22 protein-coding genes and 1 tRNA gene are annotated in these 20,841 nt (G+C 70.8%); 13 read left to right on the top strand and 10 right to left on the bottom strand.

Annotated features, from left to right (window positions below; all coding sequences use genetic code 11):
* The first annotated feature begins 95 nt into the window (after positions 1-95).
* Complete coding sequence (locus CAP_RS25665; protein ID WP_044245680.1) at positions 96-3,086, top strand: carboxypeptidase regulatory-like domain-containing protein; 2,991 nt, start codon at positions 96-98, stop codon at positions 3,084-3,086.
* A gap of 88 nt (positions 3,087-3,174) precedes the next feature.
* Here the strand turns inward: CAP_RS25665 and CAP_RS25660 are convergent, their stop codons facing one another.
* Positions 3,175-3,570, bottom strand: coding sequence for a hypothetical protein (locus tag CAP_RS25660; protein WP_044245676.1), 396 nt, complete (start codon positions 3,568-3,570; stop codon positions 3,175-3,177).
* A gap of 180 nt (positions 3,571-3,750) precedes the next feature.
* On the opposite strand from CAP_RS25660, the gene CAP_RS25655 reads away from it, so the two are divergent.
* Both CAP_RS25655 and CAP_RS25650 read left to right on the top strand, forming a co-directional pair.
* Positions 3,751-4,506, top strand: a complete 756-nt coding sequence (locus CAP_RS25655; RefSeq protein WP_044245675.1) for an HAD family hydrolase — start codon at positions 3,751-3,753, stop codon at positions 4,504-4,506.
* Positions 4,503-5,873: a nucleotide exchange factor GrpE gene (locus CAP_RS25650; RefSeq protein ID WP_231511692.1), complete on the top strand. Its 1,371-nt coding sequence runs from the start codon at positions 4,503-4,505 to the stop codon at positions 5,871-5,873. Before CAP_RS25655 ends, CAP_RS25650 begins: the two co-directional genes overlap by 4 nt.
* An 83-nt stretch (positions 5,874-5,956) precedes the next feature.
* Here the strand turns inward: CAP_RS25650 and CAP_RS25645 are convergent, their stop codons facing one another.
* The gene (locus CAP_RS25645) at positions 5,957-6,400 is read right to left on the bottom strand and encodes an acyl-CoA thioesterase (RefSeq protein WP_052375934.1); all 444 of its coding nucleotides are present in this window, start codon (positions 6,398-6,400) and stop codon (positions 5,957-5,959) included.
* Between the two features lie 224 nt (positions 6,401-6,624).
* On the opposite strand from CAP_RS25645, the gene hpt reads away from it, so the two are divergent.
* Both hpt and CAP_RS25635 read left to right on the top strand, forming a co-directional pair.
* Positions 6,625-7,152 carry a hypoxanthine phosphoribosyltransferase gene (hpt, locus tag CAP_RS25640; RefSeq protein ID WP_044245672.1) on the top strand — a complete coding sequence of 176 codons (528 nt, stop codon included), beginning with the start codon at positions 6,625-6,627 and terminating at the stop codon, positions 7,150-7,152.
* Positions 7,149-7,475, top strand: coding sequence for a tetratricopeptide repeat protein (locus tag CAP_RS25635; protein WP_044245671.1), 327 nt, complete (start codon positions 7,149-7,151; stop codon positions 7,473-7,475). Before hpt ends, CAP_RS25635 begins: the two co-directional genes overlap by 4 nt.
* Before the next feature lie 224 nt (positions 7,476-7,699).
* Here CAP_RS25635 and CAP_RS25630 read toward each other — a convergent pair whose 3' ends face one another.
* From CAP_RS25630 to CAP_RS25620, 3 genes are read right to left on the bottom strand one after another with little or no spacing between them, the layout of a single operon-like run.
* Positions 7,700-9,076 carry a replication-associated recombination protein A gene (locus CAP_RS25630; RefSeq protein ID WP_044245669.1) on the bottom strand — a complete coding sequence of 459 codons (1,377 nt, stop codon included), beginning with the start codon at positions 9,074-9,076 and terminating at the stop codon, positions 7,700-7,702.
* The gene (locus CAP_RS25625) at positions 9,073-9,612 is read right to left on the bottom strand and encodes a peroxiredoxin family protein (RefSeq protein ID WP_052375933.1); all 540 of its coding nucleotides are present in this window, start codon (positions 9,610-9,612) and stop codon (positions 9,073-9,075) included. Before CAP_RS25625 ends, CAP_RS25630 begins: the two co-directional genes overlap by 4 nt.
* 9 nt (positions 9,613-9,621) lie before the next feature.
* Positions 9,622-10,347, bottom strand: coding sequence for a YggS family pyridoxal phosphate-dependent enzyme (locus tag CAP_RS25620; RefSeq protein ID WP_044245667.1), 726 nt, complete (start codon positions 10,345-10,347; stop codon positions 9,622-9,624).
* Positions 10,348-10,720: 373 nt separating this feature from the next.
* On the opposite strand from CAP_RS25620, the gene CAP_RS25615 reads away from it, so the two are divergent.
* Positions 10,721-10,900, top strand: a complete 180-nt coding sequence (locus CAP_RS25615; RefSeq protein WP_044245666.1) for a hypothetical protein — start codon at positions 10,721-10,723, stop codon at positions 10,898-10,900.
* 13 nt (positions 10,901-10,913) lie between these two features.
* Complete coding sequence (locus CAP_RS54000) at positions 10,914-11,237, top strand: hypothetical protein (RefSeq protein WP_156041140.1); 324 nt, start codon at positions 10,914-10,916, stop codon at positions 11,235-11,237.
* A gap of 109 nt (positions 11,238-11,346) precedes the next feature.
* Here CAP_RS54000 and CAP_RS25605 read toward each other — a convergent pair whose 3' ends face one another.
* Positions 11,347-11,862, bottom strand: coding sequence for a cyclic nucleotide-binding domain-containing protein (locus CAP_RS25605; RefSeq protein ID WP_044245665.1), 516 nt, complete (start codon positions 11,860-11,862; stop codon positions 11,347-11,349).
* A 10-nt stretch (positions 11,863-11,872) separates the two neighbouring features.
* Positions 11,873-12,331, bottom strand: coding sequence for a GNAT family N-acetyltransferase (locus CAP_RS25600; protein ID WP_044245663.1), 459 nt, complete (start codon positions 12,329-12,331; stop codon positions 11,873-11,875).
* Between the two features lie 76 nt (positions 12,332-12,407).
* Here CAP_RS25600 and rpe point away from each other — a divergent pair, with 76 nt between their 5' ends.
* The 4 genes from rpe (at position 12,408) to CAP_RS25580 (ending at position 15,211) form a co-directional block, all read left to right on the top strand.
* A complete protein-coding gene (gene rpe, locus CAP_RS25595) occupies positions 12,408-13,115 on the top strand; it encodes a ribulose-phosphate 3-epimerase (RefSeq protein ID WP_044245662.1) in 708 nt (235 codons plus the stop codon).
* The gene (locus tag CAP_RS25590; RefSeq protein WP_052375929.1) at positions 13,112-14,662 is read left to right on the top strand and encodes a hypothetical protein; all 1,551 of its coding nucleotides are present in this window, start codon (positions 13,112-13,114) and stop codon (positions 14,660-14,662) included. The genes rpe and CAP_RS25590 overlap by 4 nt, the downstream gene beginning before the upstream one ends.
* A gap of 123 nt (positions 14,663-14,785) precedes the next feature.
* Positions 14,786-15,013 (top strand): MbtH family protein, encoded by a 228-nt coding sequence (locus CAP_RS25585; RefSeq protein WP_044245661.1) that lies wholly within the window; start codon positions 14,786-14,788, stop codon positions 15,011-15,013.
* A gap of 108 nt (positions 15,014-15,121) precedes the next feature.
* Positions 15,122-15,211, top strand: a tRNA-Ser gene (locus tag CAP_RS25580).
* Positions 15,212-15,269: 58 nt separating this feature from the next.
* Here CAP_RS25580 and CAP_RS25575 read toward each other — a convergent pair.
* The 3 genes from CAP_RS25575 to CAP_RS25565 form a co-directional block, all read right to left on the bottom strand.
* Positions 15,270-16,271 carry a glycoside hydrolase family protein gene (locus tag CAP_RS25575; RefSeq protein WP_156041139.1) on the bottom strand — a complete coding sequence of 334 codons (1,002 nt, stop codon included), beginning with the start codon at positions 16,269-16,271 and terminating at the stop codon, positions 15,270-15,272.
* A 23-nt stretch (positions 16,272-16,294) separates the two neighbouring features.
* On the bottom strand, positions 16,295-17,572 hold the full coding sequence (locus CAP_RS25570; RefSeq protein ID WP_052375924.1) for a DUF2403 domain-containing lipoprotein: 1,278 nt from the start codon (positions 17,570-17,572) through the stop codon (positions 16,295-16,297).
* Between the two features lie 78 nt (positions 17,573-17,650).
* Complete coding sequence (locus CAP_RS25565; protein ID WP_044245660.1) at positions 17,651-18,928, bottom strand: hypothetical protein; 1,278 nt, start codon at positions 18,926-18,928, stop codon at positions 17,651-17,653.
* A 133-nt stretch (positions 18,929-19,061) separates the two neighbouring features.
* Between CAP_RS25565 and CAP_RS25560 the strand changes: the two genes are divergently transcribed.
* The gene (locus CAP_RS25560; protein WP_044245657.1) at positions 19,062-19,667 is read left to right on the top strand and encodes an AAC(3) family N-acetyltransferase; all 606 of its coding nucleotides are present in this window, start codon (positions 19,062-19,064) and stop codon (positions 19,665-19,667) included.
* A gap of 375 nt (positions 19,668-20,042) precedes the next feature.
* Positions 20,043-20,841, top strand: a 799-nt coding sequence (locus tag CAP_RS25555) for a hypothetical protein (RefSeq protein ID WP_044245653.1), incomplete at its 3' end; no start/stop codon positions are given.

Here is a 20,841-nt window from a genome sequence, read left to right as displayed (position 1 = left end):
CCGCTCTCACCAGCCGCCTCGCCATGCAGGCCCCGTCCCTCGCGGCCATGTGAGCGCTCGCCTTCGCGGCGATCCGGGGTACACAGACGGTACTCGTGGCTTCTCCGCCCTCCTCCGCATCCTGGCGTTCCCAGCGCTCTCGGGTCGACACCGCGCTCGTCTGGGTCGCCGCGTTCTTCTGCTTTCTGATCATCACCACGCTCCAGGACGTGGTGCTGCGGGTGCTGCCGCTGCCTCCCATCCCGGCGCCTCCCTTGCCCGAAGAGGTTGCGGTCAGGGACGCGGCGCTCACCGCGACGGTGCGCGACGAACAGGGTCGATCTCTGCCGGGTGCCAGTGTCCGTGTCTTTGCCATCCATGACGACCGCGCCTGGTTCGTCGGCGAGCAGCGCGTGGATCAGGAGGGAAGGGCCCAGTTCGACGGTCTTCCACGCGGTGAGGTCTGGGTCATGGCCTACGGTGAGGCCCGCGCCCGCGCCTCAGCGCGTCTCATCCTCACCTCAGGGCCGCGTTCGTTGGACCTCACCTTGCTGCCCGGGAAGGTGCTCGATGTCGTGGTCGTCGACGACGCCGACAGGCCAGTCCCCGACGCCGAGATCACCCTCACTGCAGCCGATCCCCTGCCCTTTGTGGCGGTGACCGGGGCCGACGGTCGGGTGCGGTTCGATCGACTCGGACCCGCGCCTTATGGCGTGCGGGGTGCTGCGGCAGGCTTCGAAGAGACCGTGCGTACCGGCATCATGCCAGGACCGTTTCCTCTCCGCCTCAAGCTCGACCGCCTCGGGGCGCTGACCGTCCGGGTGATCGACGGTGCGGGAGTGCCGGCCGAGGGCGCCGAGGTCCTCGCGGCCGGCACGGGCCTCTGGCCAGCACGGCGGACGACCACCGATGCCAGCGGTAGGGTGCACATCGCTGGGCTGCGCACAGGCGTGTACGACCTCAAAGCGCAGCGCGGGGATAATGTGAGCACCACCGCGTTCGCGGTCCCGGTCGAGCAGGGCGCGGGCAAGGAGGTGGAGCTCGTCCTCATGCCGGGGCGACGCGTGCGGGTGCTGGTCACGGACGGTGAGGGCACAAACGCCTCCACCGTGAAGAACGCCAGCGTCGTGCTCGCGGAGAACGGCCTCTCCTCGTTCCCGCTCCACGGGCGCACGGGCGACGATGGATCGGTCTCCCTCGGTCCGATCGCTGAAGGCCCGGCGAGCGTCTCGGCGTGGGCGCCGGGGTTCGTGCAGCGCAGTGCGGTCCCCATCGAGGATACCGCCCTCGAGGTGCGCATCCCGCTGCTCCGTGGGGCTGCCCTCGTGGGCGACGTGGTCGACGATCGCGGCTACCCGATCGCTGGCGCGACCATCGAGATCATCGGCGCCGACCCTGACGGCATGCCCATCGACGAGACCATGGCCATGACCGAGTTCCGGGAGGGCCACTTCCTGCGCGCTTTGCAAGGACCGGTCTCGCTCATCCCGGTGGGAGAGCTCGGGGTCATGGCGGGCCCGATTCCCGACATTCCCCGGGGTGATCTCGCCTCCCCTGTCGCGGCTGGCGCAGGAGACCCCCTCGCCGCGACCACCCCTGCGGCTGGCGAGCCGTGGGTCACCCGCCGTGATGGCACGTTCCGCGCCGAGCCGGTCACTCCTGGCCGGGTTCATGCGATCGTGCGCCACCCCGATCACGTGGAGGCCCTCAGCGAGGCGGTCACCCTCAAGCCGGGCGGCGAGGCCCGCGTGCACATCGTCCTGCGTCAGGGTGGGCTGCTCGAAGGCCGCGTGATCGAGGAGGACCGCTCGCCCGTCGCCGGCGCCCGCATCGAGCTCGCGGCCACCCAGGGCTCGCTGGAGCGCGTGACCTACTCTGCGGACGACGGCACCTTCGCCTTCGCGGCCGTCCCTGACGAGGTCTTGCTCTCGGTTTCCCGCCCCGAGTCCCCGGGCGACATCGTGGTGCGCGTCCTCGTCACGGTCCCGGACCGCGACCGCAAGCAAGTGGAGATCCTCCTGCCCCGTCGCCGCGACGCGGTGGCGATCCACATCGACGATGACCGCGGCTACCCCCTCGACCGCGTCGAGGTGCGGGTCGTCTCGCTCGACGTCGCCGTGCCGCTGCGCAGGACCCTGTTCACGGATGATGACGGCAACACCACCCTCCCCGATGCCGTCGGCCTTCCCCTCAGGGTCACCTTGCTCCGCCCTGGCAGCGCGCCTCTGGTCGAACCCATCGCGGCAGCGCCCGCGGAGATGCGCTTCGCCCTGCGCCCCGGCGTCCGGGCCTCCGGCGAGGTGACCGGTGGAGGTGGCCGCGATCGCCTGGAAGGCGCGGAGGTGACGGCGTACACCCTCGCCGGTGTCCGCCGCACCGTCACCAGCGACCAGGGCACGTACACGCTCGCGGATCTGGCGCCCGGGCGAATCCGCCTCGTCGTCCGCCACGAGGAGTACGCCCAGACGGAGGTGATCCTCTCGGTGGAAGGCGACAAGGATCGCCCAGCCGACCTCGGAACCATCGACCTCCCGGCGGCGGGCGAGGTCGAAGGCGAGGTGCTCGATCCCGACGGCGAGCCCGTGGCTGGCGCGCGCGTCGCCCGGGACCGGGTGCCGAGCTACCTGCCCCTCGGCCCCCTGCCGGCGGGTGTGGTCACCACGGACCGCGAGGGCCGCTTCATCCTGCGTGGTGTCCCTGCAGGCGATGCCACGATCGAGGCCTACACCGCGGATCTCGGCCGTGTGAGCGAGGTGACGCCGGTGAGAGCAGGGCAGACCACGACCCGGGTGCGCCTCACGCTGCCCGGCGACACCCCCCGCCCGGAGGCCCGGGGTGCCGGGAGCGTGGCGCTCACGCTGGGTGTGGTCCGGGGCGCCGTGGTGGCGCTGCTGGTGCCTCCAGGGGGCGAGGCAGAACTCGCGGGTGTCGAGCCCGGCGACCGGCTCCTCTCCGTGAACGGCCGTGATGTGCGCTCGATCAATGAAGCGCGCCGCCGTCTGACCGGCCCCCTCGCGGAGGATGTGGTCGTTCAGCTCAGCCGAGACGAGGGGGGCACCACCTCCCGCTGGATGACCCGTATCCGGCGCGAGCGGGTGCGGCGCTGAGCCTCGGGTCAGCGCGCCGGATGCGCCGGATGCGCCGGATGCGCCGGATCACGACCGCTTTCGCCGTGGTCCGGGGCGGCCAGCCCGTTCAGTTCTGGGCCTTCGCCAGCACGATCTCCTGGCCACCCCCGATGGCCCAGCGGAGCGTGCGGTCCTCCTGCCCGAGCGTGAACTGAGCCTCGTCACGGGTGCCCTCGGGCCTCATGAAGGCGACGGTCACCTGATCCCCCTCGGTCTTGGTGACCTTGAACGTGCCGCTCCGCGGGCTCTCCGCGGGGATGGTCACCGTCACCTTGCTCCCACTGAAGTCGATCGCCGTCCCGGTGACCCACCCCGTGGCGCGGGCCGACTGGTCCTGCGGAGCATTGGCGATCGATTCGCCGAGCCAGCGGCCTTGCAGCCGATCACGAGGACTCTTCGAGCAGCCGGCAACAGCCAGCAGGGTGGTCGCGAGGGCAAGTGTGGTCGGAACGCGGGTGCGCATGGGCCCAGACTCCAGGTGGGTTGTAGTGGGCAAAATCGTAGTGACACTGGAACGTGGGGCCAAACAAATGTAGGACAGTTGGATACACCGGCGCGCTCTGCCGAGCGCTCCAACCTTCTGTGCCCCCCTGGTTTCGCGCTAGGGTCGCCCCAACCCTCGACCCGAGCCTCCTGCGGCACCTTGAGCAACGAGTTCAGCCACCTTCGCCTCCCCAGCGACGCCCGCGCGCGCCTCCTCGACGACATCGTTGCCCGGTCCGGTGACCGCTCCAGCGGACCGCCCGTGGTCGTCTTCGACCTGGATGGCACGCTGATGGACAACCGCCCCCGGGTGGTCGCCATCCTCCAGGAGCTCGCCGAGGAGTGGCGCCGCAAGCACCCCGAGGCCGCGGCGCTCATCGCTTCCGCGCGTCCCGAGCACATCGGCTACGGCTTCCAGGACAACCTGCGGCGCCTCGGTGTCGTCGACGACGCCCTCCACGCCTTTGGCCTCGAGTTCTGGAAGACGCGCTTCTTCAACGATCCCCACATGCGCCACGACGTCGAGGTCCCCGGCGCCCGCGACTTCGCGTGCGCCTGCTACGACGCGGGCGCCACCCTCGTCTACCTCACCGGCCGCGACCTGCCGAACATGGCCCTCGGCTCCTTCGCCAGCCTGCGTGATCTCGGCTTTCCCATCGGCGTGGTCGGCACGGAGCTCGTCGTCAAGCCAGCGTTCGACATCCCCGACCACGAGTTCAAGCGCAACGTCGCCCCCGCCCTCGCGCGGCTCGGCCGCGTGATCGCGGCCTTCGACAACGAGGCAGCGAACTGCAACCTCTTCGTCGAGTTCCACGCCGCCAGCACCGTCGTGTTCCTCGACACCCAGTACGCCCCGAACCCCCCGAAGCTCGACACCTCCGTGCGTGTCATCGACACCTTCGAGCGCTCGTCGTGAGCGTACGGAGGAGGTCCGCGCCCACGCTCCTCTGCGCGACTTGCCTGGTGGGCGCGCTGGCCCTCACGGGCCTCACGACCACCTCCGGCTGCGACGTCACCAGGCCTCCTGACCCAGGCGCGCCCGAGGCGGGCACGAGCCCCAACGCCAGCATCTTCCCCGCCCCCCTCGCCAGCGAAGTCCCCGAGCTGCCCGACGCCGGGGCTCCTGCCGACGCTTCCACGGACGCCGATGCCGGAGGGCGGACGTCCTCCGCCGACGAGCGCCGCCGCGCGTCGCTCACCGACAGCGGTGCTCCGTCTCCTGTTTCCCTCGCCCCCGACGCGGAGCTGCCGGCTGAAGCGCCCTCCACGCGCGATGTCGCTGGTGTCACCCTCGAAGCCTTCTGGCGCTGGCGCGACATCCCTCCCGCTCCGCGCGGCCCCGAGGTCTCCCTGGAGGGCATCAAGACCGCGCAGCGGCTGACCGCGCTCACGTGGTCGATGGACCTCGCCGACACGGGCCGGCTGCGGATCCGCTTCACCTCACGCGCGCTCCCGCTCCCGGCCGGCGCTGAGCTTCGCGCCCGCTCCGACCGCTACGGCGCCATCGTGCTGTGGCCGAACAGCTCTGACTACCGGGTCATCGCCCCTGGCGCGCTGCGCACCACCCTCGGCGAGCGCCGCGTCGACGTGACCCCCCTCGCCGCGGGCACGGTCAAGGCCGAGGGCGAGGGCCGCCGCCTCGGCGTTCCCGTACGGCGGATCGAGATCGCCTCCGGGCTCGGGTCACTGCGCCTCGAGCTCGGCAAGGTGCCGGAAGCGGGTGAGGGAGGCGCCGTCCTGTGCCGCTCCCTCGTGGAGATCGCGGGCATCGACCCTCACACCACCGAGTGCCAGTCCGGCGAGGTGCCGCTGCTCGCCGCCTACACCTGGCAGGAGGGGGGTGGCATCACCCTGGAGGTCACGACCCTCGCGAAGCGCACCGACCTCGCCTCCAGCGAGATGCTCGTCCCACCTCCTGGCGCCCGGTGGAACCCCTCGGGTTTGCCCACCGCGCCTGGCGGCGTGTTCCTCACCCGCGACGAGATCGCCGCTTTCCGCTCGGCCCCGCTCCAGCTCCCGCCGCCCAGCGCCCCTGGTGCTCCTGGCGAGGGTTTCCTCGCGGTCAACCAGCTCGACACGCTCCATTACCTGCTCGTGGATGGTGTCGCCGTCGTCGCCGTCCCGCCGCTCAGTGAACGCTACGTGATCGGCACCACGCGCGGTCGCTACGCCGTCCAGTGGCGCACCTTCCTCGGCGAGTCGATCGGACCCGTGCTCCAGACCGAGATGCCAGCGCGCCTCGTCCTCGGCGAAGTGGACGCCGGCGCGCCGGACGGCGGCTGACGTCCGGGTCTCGTCGCCCGAGCAGCCCGCGCCCGCGCTCCGCGTCAGCGATCCGCATCAGCGATTCGCGCCTCCCAGCCAGCTCAAGCCCTCAGCTCATGACGCGCGAACAGCTCCCGCAGCGGCTCGGGGAGGCGCTTCAACGCGAGGTCGTGGTTGACCGTCGCCAGCAGGGTCTCCCCCTCGCAGACCAGCTCCGCGCCGCGCAAGATCCGGTAGGTGAAGCGGATCGTGGCGCGCTTGACGTCGTGGCAGGTCGTCTCCACGACGAGCTGATCATCGAAGCGCGCCGCCTTCCGGTAGCGCACCCGCGCCTCCACCACGGGAAGGTGCACGCCCGCGCGCACGAAGTCGTCGTAGGAGACCCCGCGCCGGTGGAGCCAGTCCACCCGACCCGCCTCGAAGTACGTCAGGTAGTTGGCGTGGTGAACGACGCCCATCAGGTCGGTCTCGCAGAAGCGCACCTGCAGGTGCATGCGCGACGTGCGGTGGTCACGGGCGTCGGTCGGCGGAGGCGCATCACTCATGTGCCGTGAGCCTACCGACGCGGCGCAGAGACCGACAGGACCCTGATTCGGGTACGCGGTACCAGTCACCAGTCCCCCGTCCCCCAAGGTCGTCCCGGGCCCTCGGCGCGGCGTTCGAGCGAAGTCACGGGGGTAGCGACCATCGGGAGCGTAGAGACCGAAGGTCCCTGAATTGCCGTACGCAGTACCTAGGCGCGGCGACGTTGAGGTGTTAGCTCGCGACCATGGTGCATACCAACGTCCGGACGCTGCTCTCTGCCGAGGACATCGCTGCCCGCGTGCGCGAACTCGGGGCCGAGATCACCCGTGAGTACGCCGGCAGGAGGCTGGTCCTCGTCTGCGTCCTCAAGGGCAGCTTCGTCTTCACCGCCGATCTCCTGCGCCAGATCGACCTCCCCCTCAGGGTCGAGTTCCTCGGCGTGCGGAGCTACGGAGAGGGCACGAGCTCCACCGGGGTCGTGCAGATCACCCAGGATCTCACCCAGCCCATCGAAGGAGACGACGTGCTCATCGTCGAGGACATCGTCGACACCGGGCTGACCATCTCCCACCTCCTCCAGCTCCTCCGCACCCGCATGCCGAGCAGCGTCAAGGTCTGCTCGCTGCTCCACAAGCCGGCGCGCGCCCGCGTCGAGGTCCCCATCCATTACCTCGGCTTCACCATCGAGGATAAGTTCGTCGTCGGCTACGGCCTCGACTGGGCCGAGCGCTACCGGAACCTCCCCTTCATCGGCGTCGTGGAGGCGCAGTGAGCAAGCGCCTCCTGATGCTCGAGAAGATGACCCAGGGTGGCTCGAAGGACCCGTTCCACTGGTACGCCCTCGCCCTCGAGTATGCCGGCCAGGGCCGCCACGACGACGCGCTCGCCACGTTCAAGGCCCTGCGCGCCGCCGACGAAGGCTACGTGCCGATGTACCTCATGTGCGGCACCATGCTGGCCAAAGCCGGCCGCGCCCTGGACGCGGAAGAGTGGCTCACCACCGGCCTCGACATCGCCCAGCGCAAGGGCGACGCCCACGCCCTCTCCGAGCTCCGCGAAGCGCTGAGCGGCGTCCGCGACATCACCGAACACTGAGGTACTGCGTACGGCAACTCAGGGGCCTCGCGGCCCCTACGCTCCCGATGGTCGGTACTGCGTACGGCAACTCAGGGACCTCGCGGCCCCTACGCTCCCGATGGTCGGTACTGCGTACGGCAACTCAGGGGCCTCGCGGCCCCTACGCTCCCGATGGTCGCTACCCCTCGCGCGCCACACCGCACGGAGCGGTGGCCAGGCGACGGACGCCGGCTCTCCCGGGCTCACCCCTCCTGCCCACCGCGCTGGCGGCGCAGGCGCTCGCCGATGGAGCGCTCGTAGCCCCGGTCCGTGGGCTCGTAGAACCGCGCGCCCAGAAGCCCCTCGGGCAGGTACGTCTCTCCCTCCGCCACCCCCCCTGCCTCGTCGTGCGCGTACCGGTAGTCCTTGCCGTATCCCTCCGTCTTCATCAGCGCCGTCACCGCGTTGCGCAGCTTGAGCGGCACCGGCAGCGCCCCGTGCGCCTGGACCGCCGCCTGGGCCGCGTGCCAGGCCATGTTGCAGGCGTTCGACTTCGGCGCCGTGGCCAGGTAGAGCGCCGCCTGCGCCAGCGGATACATCCCCTCCGGCATCCCCAGCCGCCGGAACGCCGCGTCGGCCGCGACCACCACCTCGAGCGCGCGCGGATCCGCGTTCCCCACGTCCTCGCTCGCGAAGATGATCATCCGCCGGAGCAGGAACAGCGGATCGTCGCCAGCTTCGATCATCCGCATCAACCAGTAGATCGCCGCGTCTGGATCCGAGCCGCGCATCGACTTGATGAAGGCGCTGATCACGTTGTAGTGCTCCTCGCCGGACTTGTCGTAGAGCAGCGTCTTCTGCTCGCTCGTCCCCGCCACGAGTTCCCGCGTGATCCGGGGCATCCCGGCGCGTGCCGCCTCGTCGGCGACGATCTCCAGCGTCGTCAGCGCCCGCCGCGCATCGCCCTGCGCGAGCGCAGCGATCGCCGCGAGGGCGTCCTCGTCGGCCTCGATCCTCTCCGCGAGCCCCTCGGGTGACACCAGCGCCCGCGCCAGCAAGGCCTCGATCTGGGGCGCGCCGAGCGGCTGCAACCTGAACACCTTGCACCGCGACAGGAGCGGCGCGTTCACCGCGAACGACGGGTTCTCCGTGGTCGCCCCGATGAGGGTGATCGTCCCGTCCTCCACGTGCGGCAAGAACGCATCCTGCTGCGCCCGGTTGAACCGGTGGATCTCGTCCACGAACAGGATGGTGCGCTTCCCCTCCATGGCCCGCACCTCGCGCGCCTCGTCGAGGATCCCGCGCAGCTCCGGGATGCCCCCGAGGACCGCGTTGAACGGCACGAACCGCGCCTTCGTCGCCCCCGCCACGACGCGCGCCAGCGTCGTCTTCCCGGAGCCTGGCGGCCCCCACAGGATCATCGACGGCACCCGGTCGGCGGCGATGGCCCGCGAGAGCAGCCGCCCCTCGCCGAGCAGGTGCTCCTGACCCAGCATGTCTCCCAGCGCCTTCGGGCGCGCCCGCTCCGCCAGGGGCATCGTCGCCTTGAGCGCCGGGTCCCGCTGCGCCGCCGCCTCGAACAGCGTCGGCCCTTGCCTGCCTGCGCCCCCCGCCGCGCGCCGACCTCGCGGGGCGCTCATTGCAGCACTGGCATCCGCCCCTCCGACAGCAAGATCTCCGCCGCGCGCCGCGCCTGCCCCGGATCGTTCCCCACCCACCGCACCGTACCGTTGCCGTCGATCACGAACGTCAGCGGCACCTGGGAGACCCCGTACTCGCTCGCGAGGCGCTGGTCCGGATCCATCACGATCGGGAACGTCGTCCCCGTCTGCCGCGCCATCCTCATGGCGGCTCCCGCCGAGTCGTCCACGCTGACCCCGATCACCATCACCCCATCCGCCTGACGCTCACGGAACAGCGCATCCAGCGCGGGCATCGACACAGTGCACGCTGCACACCACGAGGCCCAGAAGTCCACCACGATGACCCGCGTCAGGTAGTCCCCTGGCACTCCCACCTCGCGCGTCCCCATCGCCTCGGCCTCGAACACCGGCGCTGCGGTGTTCATCAGCGGGTGCCTCACCGAGGACGGCATCTTCGGCCCCCCGCACCCCGCCAGCAGCGCCCCTGCTGCGGCGGCCAGCACCACCCCCTGCCACGACCGCTTGCCTCGCATGGACCGAGCCTACTGCGCGCCCTGGCTGCGCGACCCGAAGATTGCCGTCCCCACCCGCACCCAGGTCGCCCCCTCCGCGATCGCCCCCTCGAAGTCGTGCGACATCCCCATCGACAGCTCGGGCAGCACCTCCGCGCCCCCGTGCCGATCGCGCAGCGCCCGCAGCGCCGCGAAGTAGGGCCGCACCGCCGCGGGATCCTCCAGGTAGGGCGCGATGGCCATCAGCCCCACGCTCCTGAGGTGCGCACAGCGCTGCGCCGCGCCGAGCACCGCCTCCACCCCCTCGGGCGTACATCCCCCCTTCGTCGCCTCACCGCCCACGTTCACCTCGACGAGCACCCGCAACACCCGCCCGCCCGCAGCCGCGCGCCGGTCCAGCTCCGTCACCAGCTCCACGCGATCGACCGCGTGCACCACGTCCGCCACCTGCGCCACCACCTTCGCCTTGTTGCGCTGGAGCTGCCCGATCGCGTGCCACACGATCCCGGGAAGATCCGAGAGCCGCGCCGCCTTCTCGGCGAGCTCCTGCGCGTAGTTCTCCCCGAAGTCGCGCTGACCCGCTGCATACGCCGCGCGGATCGCCTCCTCGGGCTTGCCCTTCGAGACCGCGATGAGCCGCACCTCGCCCTCGGCGCGCCCTGCCTGACGCGCCGCACTGGAGATGCGGCCCTGCACCTCCGCGAGCCGCGCCGCGATGTCCCCTGGTCTGTGGTCGTCCTGGTCTGCAGAGATCACGCCGCACCATAGCGTGCGGGCTACGGCCTGGGCGACCCACCCAGACCGGATCGTCGTGCCCCACCCTTGCCAAGGTGTGCCGACCTCCCGGAAGGCCTGAGGCCCATTCCATGGGCATTCTCGCGTTCGAGGTCCGGCATGAACCTTGCGATGGCACAGAGTGCCATGCGTATCCCCCCGACCTTCCTTCTGATGTCTGCGGTGCTCGCCTGCGTCATTGCGGTCGGCTGTCTGTTCAACCCTCAGCCTGAACCGCCGCTCACCGACAACTCCACGGGTACCGGCTTGGGCGGCGCCGGGGGTGACGGCGGCACCACCGTTCCCTCGACCTCCACCGAGGACGCCGGGTCTGGCGGCGCCGCTCAGGGTGGCCATGGGGGTGGCTCGGAGCACGCAGGGGGCGGAGGTGGAGCCGGTGGCTCTGGCGGCGAAGGCGGCGAAGGCGGCGCGGGCGGTGGCGCCGGTGGCGCCGGTGGCGCTGGTGGTGCAGGGGGTGGGGGCGGCTCGGTGGGTGGCGACTGAAGCCCCGCGCGTCGATCCCGGCTGGATGTAGAATGGGGAACCTCATGCGCACGAAGCTCCTTTGTTTCCTTGGCGCCCTGCTGGTGGCCGGTTGTGTCTTCAACCCGCAACCCGAGCCGCCCGCGACCCCTGAGGGCGGCGCCGACGCGGAGAACCCCCCCGGTGAGACGAGCACGGGAGACCCGACTGCTGGCGTGGGAGGCAACCCTGGCACCGGCGGCGGTGGGGGCGCGATGGACGGAGCAGGCGGCGGTGGTGGTGTGGGTGACGCAGGCGGCGGCGGCGGCGAAGGCGGCGCGGGCGGCGAGGGTGGTGCCGGTGGCGAGGGCGGCCAGGGCGGCGCCGGTGGCGAGGGCGGCAGCGACTGATCGCGTGAAGGGCGCAGCCTGGGGTTCGCTCCGAAACCTCAGGCGATGTGGTTCAGGTCCGAAGCAGTCGGCCACAGTCCCGAAGCCGCAAGGCGCCCTGGCGGTGCGGTCAGGCGCGCCGCGGCGGCATCCGCGGCCGCATGTACTCGTCGAGCATGTTGGCCACGAAGTCGGCCAGGAGCCCGTCGGCGACGCGCAGGCGGCGCGACATCTCTCGCGCGATGTTCAGCACGAGGAGCGAGTACGCCTTGAGGTCGCGCCGGTAGAGCGTGTCGAGGTCGTGCGCGCTGATCCGCAGCACCCGTGACGGAGAGATCGCCTGCACCGTCGCCGACCTGGGCATCACGTCGAGGATCGACATCTCGCCGAACCAATCGTTCGGACCGAGCACCGCGACACGCGCTTCCAGGTTGCGCTTCGAGCGCTTCAGCACCTCGATCTCTCCGTCGAGCAGCACGAACATGTCGCGCCCGCTCTCTCCTTCCCGGAAGATCACGTGCCCTGGCTCGAGATCCTGCACCTCGAGCGAGCCTGCGAGCATGCGCAGCACCTCGTCCGGCAGTCCTCCGAAGAGCCCGATGTCGCGCAACCGCGAGGCCAGATCGGTGTCGTGATTGGCAAGCATGCGAGCGATTCTACCTCGCCTCTTCGGCGACCGGGGCGAGCTCCTTGGTGAAGACGACCCGCGGACGATCGGGTCCGGCGTAGTCCGCCACCTCTTCCTGAGACCAGCCGAGCGCAGCGTGGAACCGCACCGAGCCCTCGTTGCCCAGGGTGGTGATCGCCTTCATCGACGCGCACCCCTCGCGCTGGCAGTCCTGCTCGAACGACTCGTAGAGGAGCCGCGCCACCCCGCGCCTCCGGTATCCGGGGTGAATCCCCACGAGGTGCACGTAGCCGACCGCCTCGTCCGGGCAGCGGAAGCCGAGCAGGAACCCCACCATCTGCCCTTCGTCCTCGACGACGCGCGCGAGCCTGCCGAGCTGGTAGAAGAACATGGGGTGCGCGAGCGCGCTGGTAGGCCCTCCCCACCAGTGGTCGATCACGCGAACGATCTGCGCGAAATCCAGCTTTGTAATCGGACGGGTATTCATCCAGCTCCTGCTTCTCGACGCCAGCCTAGTACACCCTCCCCTGGCCGCGGAAGGCGCCCCCTGCTAGCCAGAGCGCGTGAGCCCTCCCCACGTCCTGATCGCCCCGTCGATCCTCTCTGCCGACTTTGGCCACCTCGCCGCCGAGGTGCAAGCCGTCGAGTCCGCCGGCGCCGACTGGATCCATGTCGACGTGATGGACGGTCGCTTCGTTCCCAACATCACCCTCGGCCCGGTCATCGTCCGCGCCGTCCGGGCCGCCACCCGCCTGCCGATCGACGTTCACCTGATGATCGTCGAGCCTGAGCGCTACGTCGCCGAGTTCGCCGAGGCCGGCGCCGACCGCATCACCGTCCACGTGGAAGCGTCACCCCACCTCCACCGCACCGTCCAGCAGATCCGCGCCGCTGGCGCCCTCCCTGGCGTCACCCTGAACCCCCACACCTCCGAGGAGGCCTTGCGCCACATCCTCCCCGACGTCGACCTCGTCCTCGTGATGAGCGTCAACCCTGGCTTCGGAGGCCAGCGCTTCATCCCTGGCGCCCTCGACAAGCTCCGCGCCCTCCGGCGCATGATCGACGCCACCGGCCGCGACATCGCCCTCGAGGTCGACGGCGGCATCGCCCCGGCCACGGCGCCAGACGTCATCGCCGCCGGCGCCCGCGTCCTCGTCGCCGGCTCCGCCGTCTTCGGCGCCGCCCGCCCTGGTGACACGCACGAAGCCCGCGTCGACAGCTACGCCAGAGCCATCCGCGCCCTCCGCTCCACGGCCGACGGAGCCGCATGATCCGCCGCGCCCTTGCCTTCACGCTCGCGCTCACGCTCGCACTCTCCGCCTGCGCTGGCCCCTCGCCGCACCCCCCCGGCCCTCCCGGTCCTCCCGGTCCTCCGGGCCCCCCCGCCACCGAACCCGCCTCCTCCGACTCCTCCGAAGCGTCCGCGCGCGCCGCAGCCTCCGCGGCTGCGGCGTCCGACGATCCCGACACCCGCGCCGCGCAGGAGGAAGTTCGCCGCATGCTGGCCGTCGTCGCCCGCACCCGCGGCCTCCCGGTCCGCCGCGACGTCCCTGGCCGCGTCCTCGACCGCGCCGCCATCCTCGCCCGCATCCGCGAGCACGTCGCCCGCGACATCCCCCCGGGCGTGCTCACCTTCCAGGGCGAGATCCTCGCCGCCCTCGACCTCATCCCGCCCGACTACGACTACCTCGCCGGCACCTACCGCCTCCTCCAGGGCCGCATCGCCGGCTTCTACGAGCCCGAGGACGCCACCATGTACCTCGTCGACGACCTCGACGACGCCGAGGCCCAGGAGACGCTCGCCCACGAGCTGGTCCACGCCCTGCAGGACCAGAGCTACGACCTCGGCAAGCTCCTCGACTACCGCCCCGGCGACACCGACCGCCTCACCGCCATCCACGCCCTCGCCGAGGGCGACGCCACCAGCGCCATGCTCGACGTCGCGGCCGGCTCCGCCTTCGCCATCGACGAAGCCCTCCTCCGCAAGCTCGTCGCCATGTCCACGGCCATCTCCAGCGTCGGCGACACCCCCCGCGTCCTGCAGGAGTCCCTCGCCGTCCCCTACACCGACGGCTTCGCCTTCGTGCAGCGCCTCCGCCGCGCGGGCGGCTGGCCTGCCGTCGACGCCATCTGGCGCGCGCTCCCTGACAGCACCGAGCAGCTCCTCCACCCCGACAAGCTCGCCTCCCGCGAGCCCCCCATCCCCATCCCCATCCCTCCCCTCGATGCCCTCGGCCCCGCCTTTCGCCCCGTCTTCGACGACGTGATGGGCGAGCAGGCCCTCCGCATCACCTTCGAGGAGTACATCCACCGCGACCCGGCCGCCGTCGCCGCCGCGGGCTGGGGAGGCGACCACATCGTCCTCGCCCGCCGCGAGATCCCCGCCCCCCCTGGCTCCGCCGTCACCCCTGGCGCGGTGGGTGTGCCGGGTGCGGCGGGTGCGGCGGGTGCGGCGGGTGCGACCGAGTACGCGCTCGCCTGGCGCCTCCGCTTCGACACCGCGGCCGACGCCCTCGAAGCCGCCAAGGCCTTCACCGCCCGCTTCGGCCGCACCTGCCGCCTCCGCCCTGCGCTCGGCCCGATCGCGTGGACCCACCGCGGCGCCGACATCGCCCTCGTCGCCGGCCCTTACCAGCGTGACCTCCCCCGGACCCCTCCGACCCCGGTTCCTGCCTCCACCGACGCCGCCGAGGGCGCCGACGCCCCCGTCTCCCCCGCCCCTCCCGCGCGCGGCACGGGCACCTGCGCTCAGGCCAGCACCTGGCTCAAAGCCGTGCTCGCTGCTCCCCCCGGCCCCGCTCCCCGTGGCGCCCACTGACTCCGCGCCACGGCCCGCGTGGTACAACCCTGTTCAGACCACGCGCCCAGGGACGGGCGCTTGCCACGTTCACCCTTGCACGACCGCGCCCCTCACCACGGCGCGGCCCCCACGAGAGCCGACATGAGCATCCTCGACGACGAAAACGCCACCTTCCACGTGGTCATGAACCACGAGGAGCAGTACTCGATCTGGCCCGAGGGCCGTGAGATCCCCGCCGGCTGGAAGGCCGTCGGCAAGACCGGCCCCAAGAAAGAGTGCCTCGCCTACATCGAGGAAGTCTGGACCGACATGCGCCCCCTGAGCCTCCGCAAGAAGATGGAGGAGGACGCCAAGAAGGCCTCGAGCTGAAGAGCCTTCCACCTGCCAGCTCGCGCCTCCCCGGAGACCGAGCTGGCCGGCGCCGACATTGACAGACGCGCCCGAAACGGGCACGAACCTGGCTTCGCGTCCTCTCCCGGAGGAGTGGCCGAGTGGTCGAAGGCAGCGGTTTTGAAAACCGCCGTTGGGGTAACTCAACCAGGGGTTCGAATCCCTTCTCCTCCGCCAGTTTCGTCGAGACAGCGCCGGGTCGCCGGGGCGAGATCCCGAGGCCTCTGCGGGCCCGTCACTCGCAGGACGTCTGGGGAGCGTCCACGTACGCCTCACCGAGCTCCGTCAGCGCCCCGTCGCCTCCGAGCAGGCTCGCGTTCGCCACGTTGTCGGCGCGGCCCGAGAACCACGCATACCGCGCGACGCGCGGCTCGTTCTCCAGGTACGTGAGCGCGTCGACCATGAAGGCCCTCTGCTCGGCGAGCGAGCCCGCGTTGTCGCAGGCGAACTCGGTCAGCCAGATTGGCTTGTCGAACCGCGTCTTGTAGGTCTCGATCTGGTTGATGAGCCACTGGGCCTTGTTGGTCCCGTCGCCCTGGCAGGCCGTGTAGATGTGGACGCCGAGGTAATCGACACGGCAACCCTCGCAGGCGGCGAAGAAGTCGTCGAGGTACGTGAAGGGATCCGTCTCCTGGCACGCGCCTCCGCAGTAGTTCACGGCGGGCGACACCAGCGCGAGGCCGCGCGCGTCGGCGATCGCCTCCACGTGGGGCCAGAGCGCTGCGGCTTCGGCGGCCGACAGGTTGGCCTGCGCGCCGAAGTTCGGCTCGTTGAAGCCGAGCAGGAAGCGCACCCCGTCGGGGATCTCGTCGGCGATCTGCGCAGCCCGCGCGCCGTCGAGGCCGTCGCCGCCCCACACCATCGGCACGTAGTCGACGCCGAGTGTCTCGTAGGCGTCGGGCCGGACGCCTTCGTCGGGAACGTGGGTCCAGTTGTACCACCACGACACCCCAGGCGAGAGCGCCTGCATGTCCGCGGTCGAGTGGTAGCCGTAGGCCACGCCGCGCTTGCAGCCGGTGGGATGGCTGCTCGGCGGCCCGCCCCCGGTCATGCCGGAGCTGCTGCTCCCGACCATCGACCCGCCGTTGCCGCCAGCGCCGCCGCTGCCGCCGCCATCGCCGCCATCGCCGCCAGCGCCTGCTGACGGATCGCTCGCGCCGCACGCGGCTGCCGAGACGATCGCCGCCATCGCTGCGCCACCCAACCACCGCGTCCGTGCGTCATGGAACCTGGTCATGGTCACCTCCACGTGGGTCTCGATCACTCTGGCAGGCGCATCGAGAGCAGCGCATCGACCGTCTCCCGGGACAGACCGCCGGGGAGTGATGGGAGCATCTCGGTGGCCGCCGCGGGGATCCTCTCCGGGTGGATCACCGCGACCTGGATCTCTCGCCGCTGCTCGTCGAGGAGGATCATGAAGTACCGATCGCCGACGGGGCGGCGCCACACGGGGCAGCCGTCCGCGTCGCCGCCGACCTCGATCTCGGGGCCGCTCGCGTAGGCGCTCTGCGCGCAGGCATCGACCACCTCGACGTCGTCTGCGAAGGCGTCGCGGTCACAGCCCTCCCCGCAGACGTTCCCGCCCACGTGACCGGCCTGGTATGCGCGGACGCCGGTGCTCATGAACTCGCGGTTGCTGTACGGGTTGTTGTCGAGCACCACCTCGAAGACGTTGATCTCGCCGCACCCGTCGCCGACCGAGCCTGTCTTCGAGTAGCAGTTGCAGAGCCCGTTCCACTTGCGGCCCCCGTCGCGGATCAGCTCGGACGCGACGAACGCGACCCAGGGGCCCGGGTGGCCTTGCCCGCCGCCGTCGCATTTCTGGACCTCCGCGTCCTCGAACATCATCGACCCGAGGAAGACGATGAGCTTCGAGCCCGACCAGCCGAGGTGGTTGATGCCCGGATCGTCGGGGCAGTAGTAGTCACTCCCGTCCCCGCACGGGAAAGACGCCTCCTGCATGAAGTAGTTCACGCAGTCCTTCTTCGTGAGGTCACCCGTGAAGTCGGCGGACGTCATCTGCCCCTCGGTGACCACGAGGTTCGACCCGTGCCCGCTCTGCGCGTCCCAGGAGGAGACCATCGACCAGGAAGCCGCGCTGGCGCCGGGCTGGTACACGGCGAGCTGCTTCAGGCGGATGGCCTTCATGACCAGGGTCATCTCCTCGTCGAAGGGCGCGAGCGTGGTGCTCGTCGTGTGCTGCTCCTTCATGCAGCAGTGCCCGCCCCAGGTGTCCGTCCCGTCCTTGTAGTCGCAGGCCGGATCGCCTGGCGCGCGGTCGATGCGCCGCGGCCACCACCCGGGCGCGCCCACGTTGGTGAAGGTCATGGTCCCGCCCCGCGTGGGCGTGCTCGGCTCCACGGGGTGCTCACCCAGCCCGCCGCCCGCGCCGCCGCCCACGCCCGTCGTCGTTGACGTTGTCGTGCCGCTCGTCCCGGCGCCCCCTTCGCCACCCGCTCCCTCGCTGCGCGCGCTCCCGCAGGCGCAGGCGAGGAGCGCGAGACCCGTGTGTGCGAACAGTCGCGAGAGCTTCGTCATGGGTGCAGTCTCCTCTTCAGGATCGACGCGACGCTGCCACGCGCTGGCGCGCGTGGAGCAGAGAGTGGAGAGCGGAGATCAGAGATCCTCGATCACGATGAAGGCACGCTGGCCGTCGCCCAGGTGCCCGCTGATCCGGTACGTCGACCGGGCCTGGTCGATCGTGATCAGCCCGTCGCCCGTGGCGCGCGGGAGCCACTCGTCGCCGTCCCACTCGTAGAACAGCTCCCCCTGGAGGACCGCGGCGCTGCCGGGGTCATCCTGCCGGTACAGCTTGATGCGGTAGAGGTGCTCCTGGGGAATCGCCTCGATGTTGCCGGCCAGGTACTCGTCGCGCATCTCCGCGCGCAGTTCCGGCCAGGTGAAGCCCTCGGCATGGCCGACGTTGTAGCCGTCGGCGCTGCAGCCCCAGATGAAGGGCTTGTCGAAGTTGCCGGGCAAGGTGCCGTCCCACTTCGCGACGTCGACCATCGGCTTTCCCTTGTGGCCCCAGTACAGGTGACCCGGTGAGCTGATGCTCGCGTACCCGGGCAAGAGGGTCTCGGCCATGTAGTAGGACTCGTCGCCGGGGAACTGGGTGCGCGTCACCGGCACGGGCTGCGTCGCCTTGTTGATGACCACGCAGCGCAACCCGTCGTCCCACCCCTGACGCCCGAGCGGCACGCCCTTCGGGACGTAGACCTTTCCATCGGTGTCGACGAGGAAGCCGAAGCCGATCTCCTGGTTGATCTCCTTCGGGTTCCACCCGCCGCGGTGGCGCGGCCACTCGGTGTCGGGCGGCGCGAAGAAGCGCAGGCTGACGTCGCTGCCGTTCTTGATGAACCGCCAGGTGGGCCGGAAAGCGCCGAAAATGTCGCCGAGATCGTCGTCGTACTCGGTGAAGTAGCCGTACTCGTACCCAGGCGTGACGTGGTAGAGCACGGGCAGCGCGCCGAGGTTCGCCACCTCGGCCTCGACATCCATGCCGGTCGCCCACCCCTTGTTCTTGTCGCCGGGCGTGTAGGCGACACTGTCCATGACGCCGGGGATGTACGGGATCTCGAAGTGGCTATCGACCACGTAGAACGTCTCGTGCTCCTCGATCGGGAAGTCCTTCTTCCCCTGCACGTGGGAGAGGACGTACGCACACGGCGTGGCGGTGACGACCTTGAACGTCTCTCCTTCGAGCGCGACCGTCCCGAGGGAGCGGAGCTCGAAGTCGCCGCTGTCGCAGTCGGTGCCGTCGGCGATGGGCGGCAACGGCTCGTTGTCGCCGTTCGACGGAGGCGGGGTCGTCGATCCGGAGGGGGTGTCCAGGTCCTCGCTGCTGGAGCAGCCGAGGAGCACGACGAAGAGCGCGAGGAAGCGCGGGGTCATGCGAGACTCTCCATCTTCTAGAGACGTGGACTGACCTGTGTGGATGGTCACGAGAATGGATGCGCGCGTCAAGGGGCGCCATGCCCACGCCGCCCCGCATCCATCCGGCTCACGCGGCTCACGGAGGCAGTCGATGAACGGTCAACCCGTCCCGGGAAACATCCGCCAGGCCGACGTCACCACCCAGCTCCGCGCGCTCGGCGTCGCGGAGGGTGGCGTCTTGCTCGTGCACACCTCCTTCCGCGCCACGCGCCCTGTCGAGGGTGGACCGCGCGGCCTGATCGCTGCGCTCCGTGAGGCGCTCGGTCCTCACGGGACGCTGGTGATGCCCTCGTGGTCGGGGGACGACCAGGTCCCCTTCGACCCGAGGACCGCGCCGACATCGCCGGACCTCGGCGTCGCCGCGGACACCACGCTGCACCTGGCGGAGCTGCTCGCGGGCGTTCCGTACCGCGTACCGAAGCAGTGCACGGTCCTCGCCGAGGGGCGTCCGGTCCGGATCGACTACGGCGAGAACGACCACTGCTGCGCGGGTTTTGTCGTTGCCGATGCCTGGCTGCGGGAGCGAGGTCTCCAGCGCGAGGGGCGGGTGGGTCACGCGCACGCACGGCTCGCGCGGGCCCGGGACATCGTGCAGGTCGCGCGCGAGCACCTCGCCGAAAACCCGCTCCTGTTCCTGCACCCGCCGGGCGCGGGCTGCGCCGACTGCGACGAGGCACGCACGAGCGTCGTCGCCTGAGACGCCTGTCTCGCCAGGGACCGCCGTCGAACCAGCGCCGAGGAGCGTTGTGCGCAGGGAACCGACGCCCGAACCGGTTCGGAGGTGCGTTGTGCGCAGGGAACCGACGCTCGAACCGGTTCGGAGGTGCGTTGTGCGCAGGGAATCGACGCTCGAACCGGTTCGGAGGTGCGTTGTGCTCGGGGAACGGACGTCGGAACCGGTTTGGAGGTGCGTTGTGCGCGAGAAATCTTCGGCGGCCCCTCTCTCACCTACACCCACCGCTCCAGCACTGCCCCCGGCGCGCCCCGGTCGCCTCACCCTTGTGGAGGGCGGGCGCCCTTTCTAGCGTTGCACTCCTGGCGGCCAGCGGATGGCCAGCCGAAGGAGACCCACGTGTCCCAACTCTCCTCCATCGCGCGTGCGGACAAACTCGCCATCGCACGCAGCCTCCATGACACCCTGAGCGCCCGGCAGAGCGCAGGCCCGCCGGAGGCCGCGCTCGACGACTTCATCCCCCTGCTCGCAGCCCTCGTGACGGAGCTCGCAGGGCACGTGGATGGCGCCACGGCTGCGGGTGCCGAGCGGCATACCCAGCGCGCCCTCGCGCAGATGGCCGACATCGAGGTCGACGCGGTCTACCGGCACCTCTTCAACTTTCTCCACGTCGAGGCCAGCCGGCCTGAAGGCGCCCACGTGGCCGCAGCGCGTGCCTTGCTCAGAGCCGCGTGTCCCGATGGCCTCGCCCACGTCAACGACCGCATCCCCGAGGAGAATGCGTACTGCCGCGTCATGCTCGACGTGCTCCGCAACCCGGTGAACACCGCCACGCTGGCGGCGATCCGGCTGCCGCTCTCGTGGCTCGACTGGCTCGAAGGCGCGCTCGACGCGAGCGAGGCCGCGCAGGCGCACCTCGCGGCCGCCTGTCGGGGGAAGAGGACGCACGTCACCCTCGGCAAGAACGCGGAGGTGGCCTGGGTCGACGTGATGCGCAGGCTCCGGCGCTACGTCGAGGCGCGCGCCAGCCGGCAGGACGTGGAGAAGCGCCTCGAAGGAGAGGGCCTGCTCGCGCCGCTGCGCGACGCGCTCCAGCGGCTGCGCACGGAGGAAGCGGCGCGCAGGACGCGGCGGCTCACCCAGCAGGAGGCCGCGGAGACCGCTGCATCGTCGTCCACCGCGTCGTCGTCCACCGCGT

The organism is Chondromyces apiculatus DSM 436 (assembly GCF_000601485.1).
In the GTDB taxonomy this organism is placed as follows: domain Bacteria; phylum Myxococcota_A; class Polyangia; order Polyangiales; family Polyangiaceae; genus Chondromyces; species Chondromyces apiculatus.
Note: the sequence above shows the minus strand (reverse complement) of the source record. Positions and strands in the feature narration are given on the sequence as shown.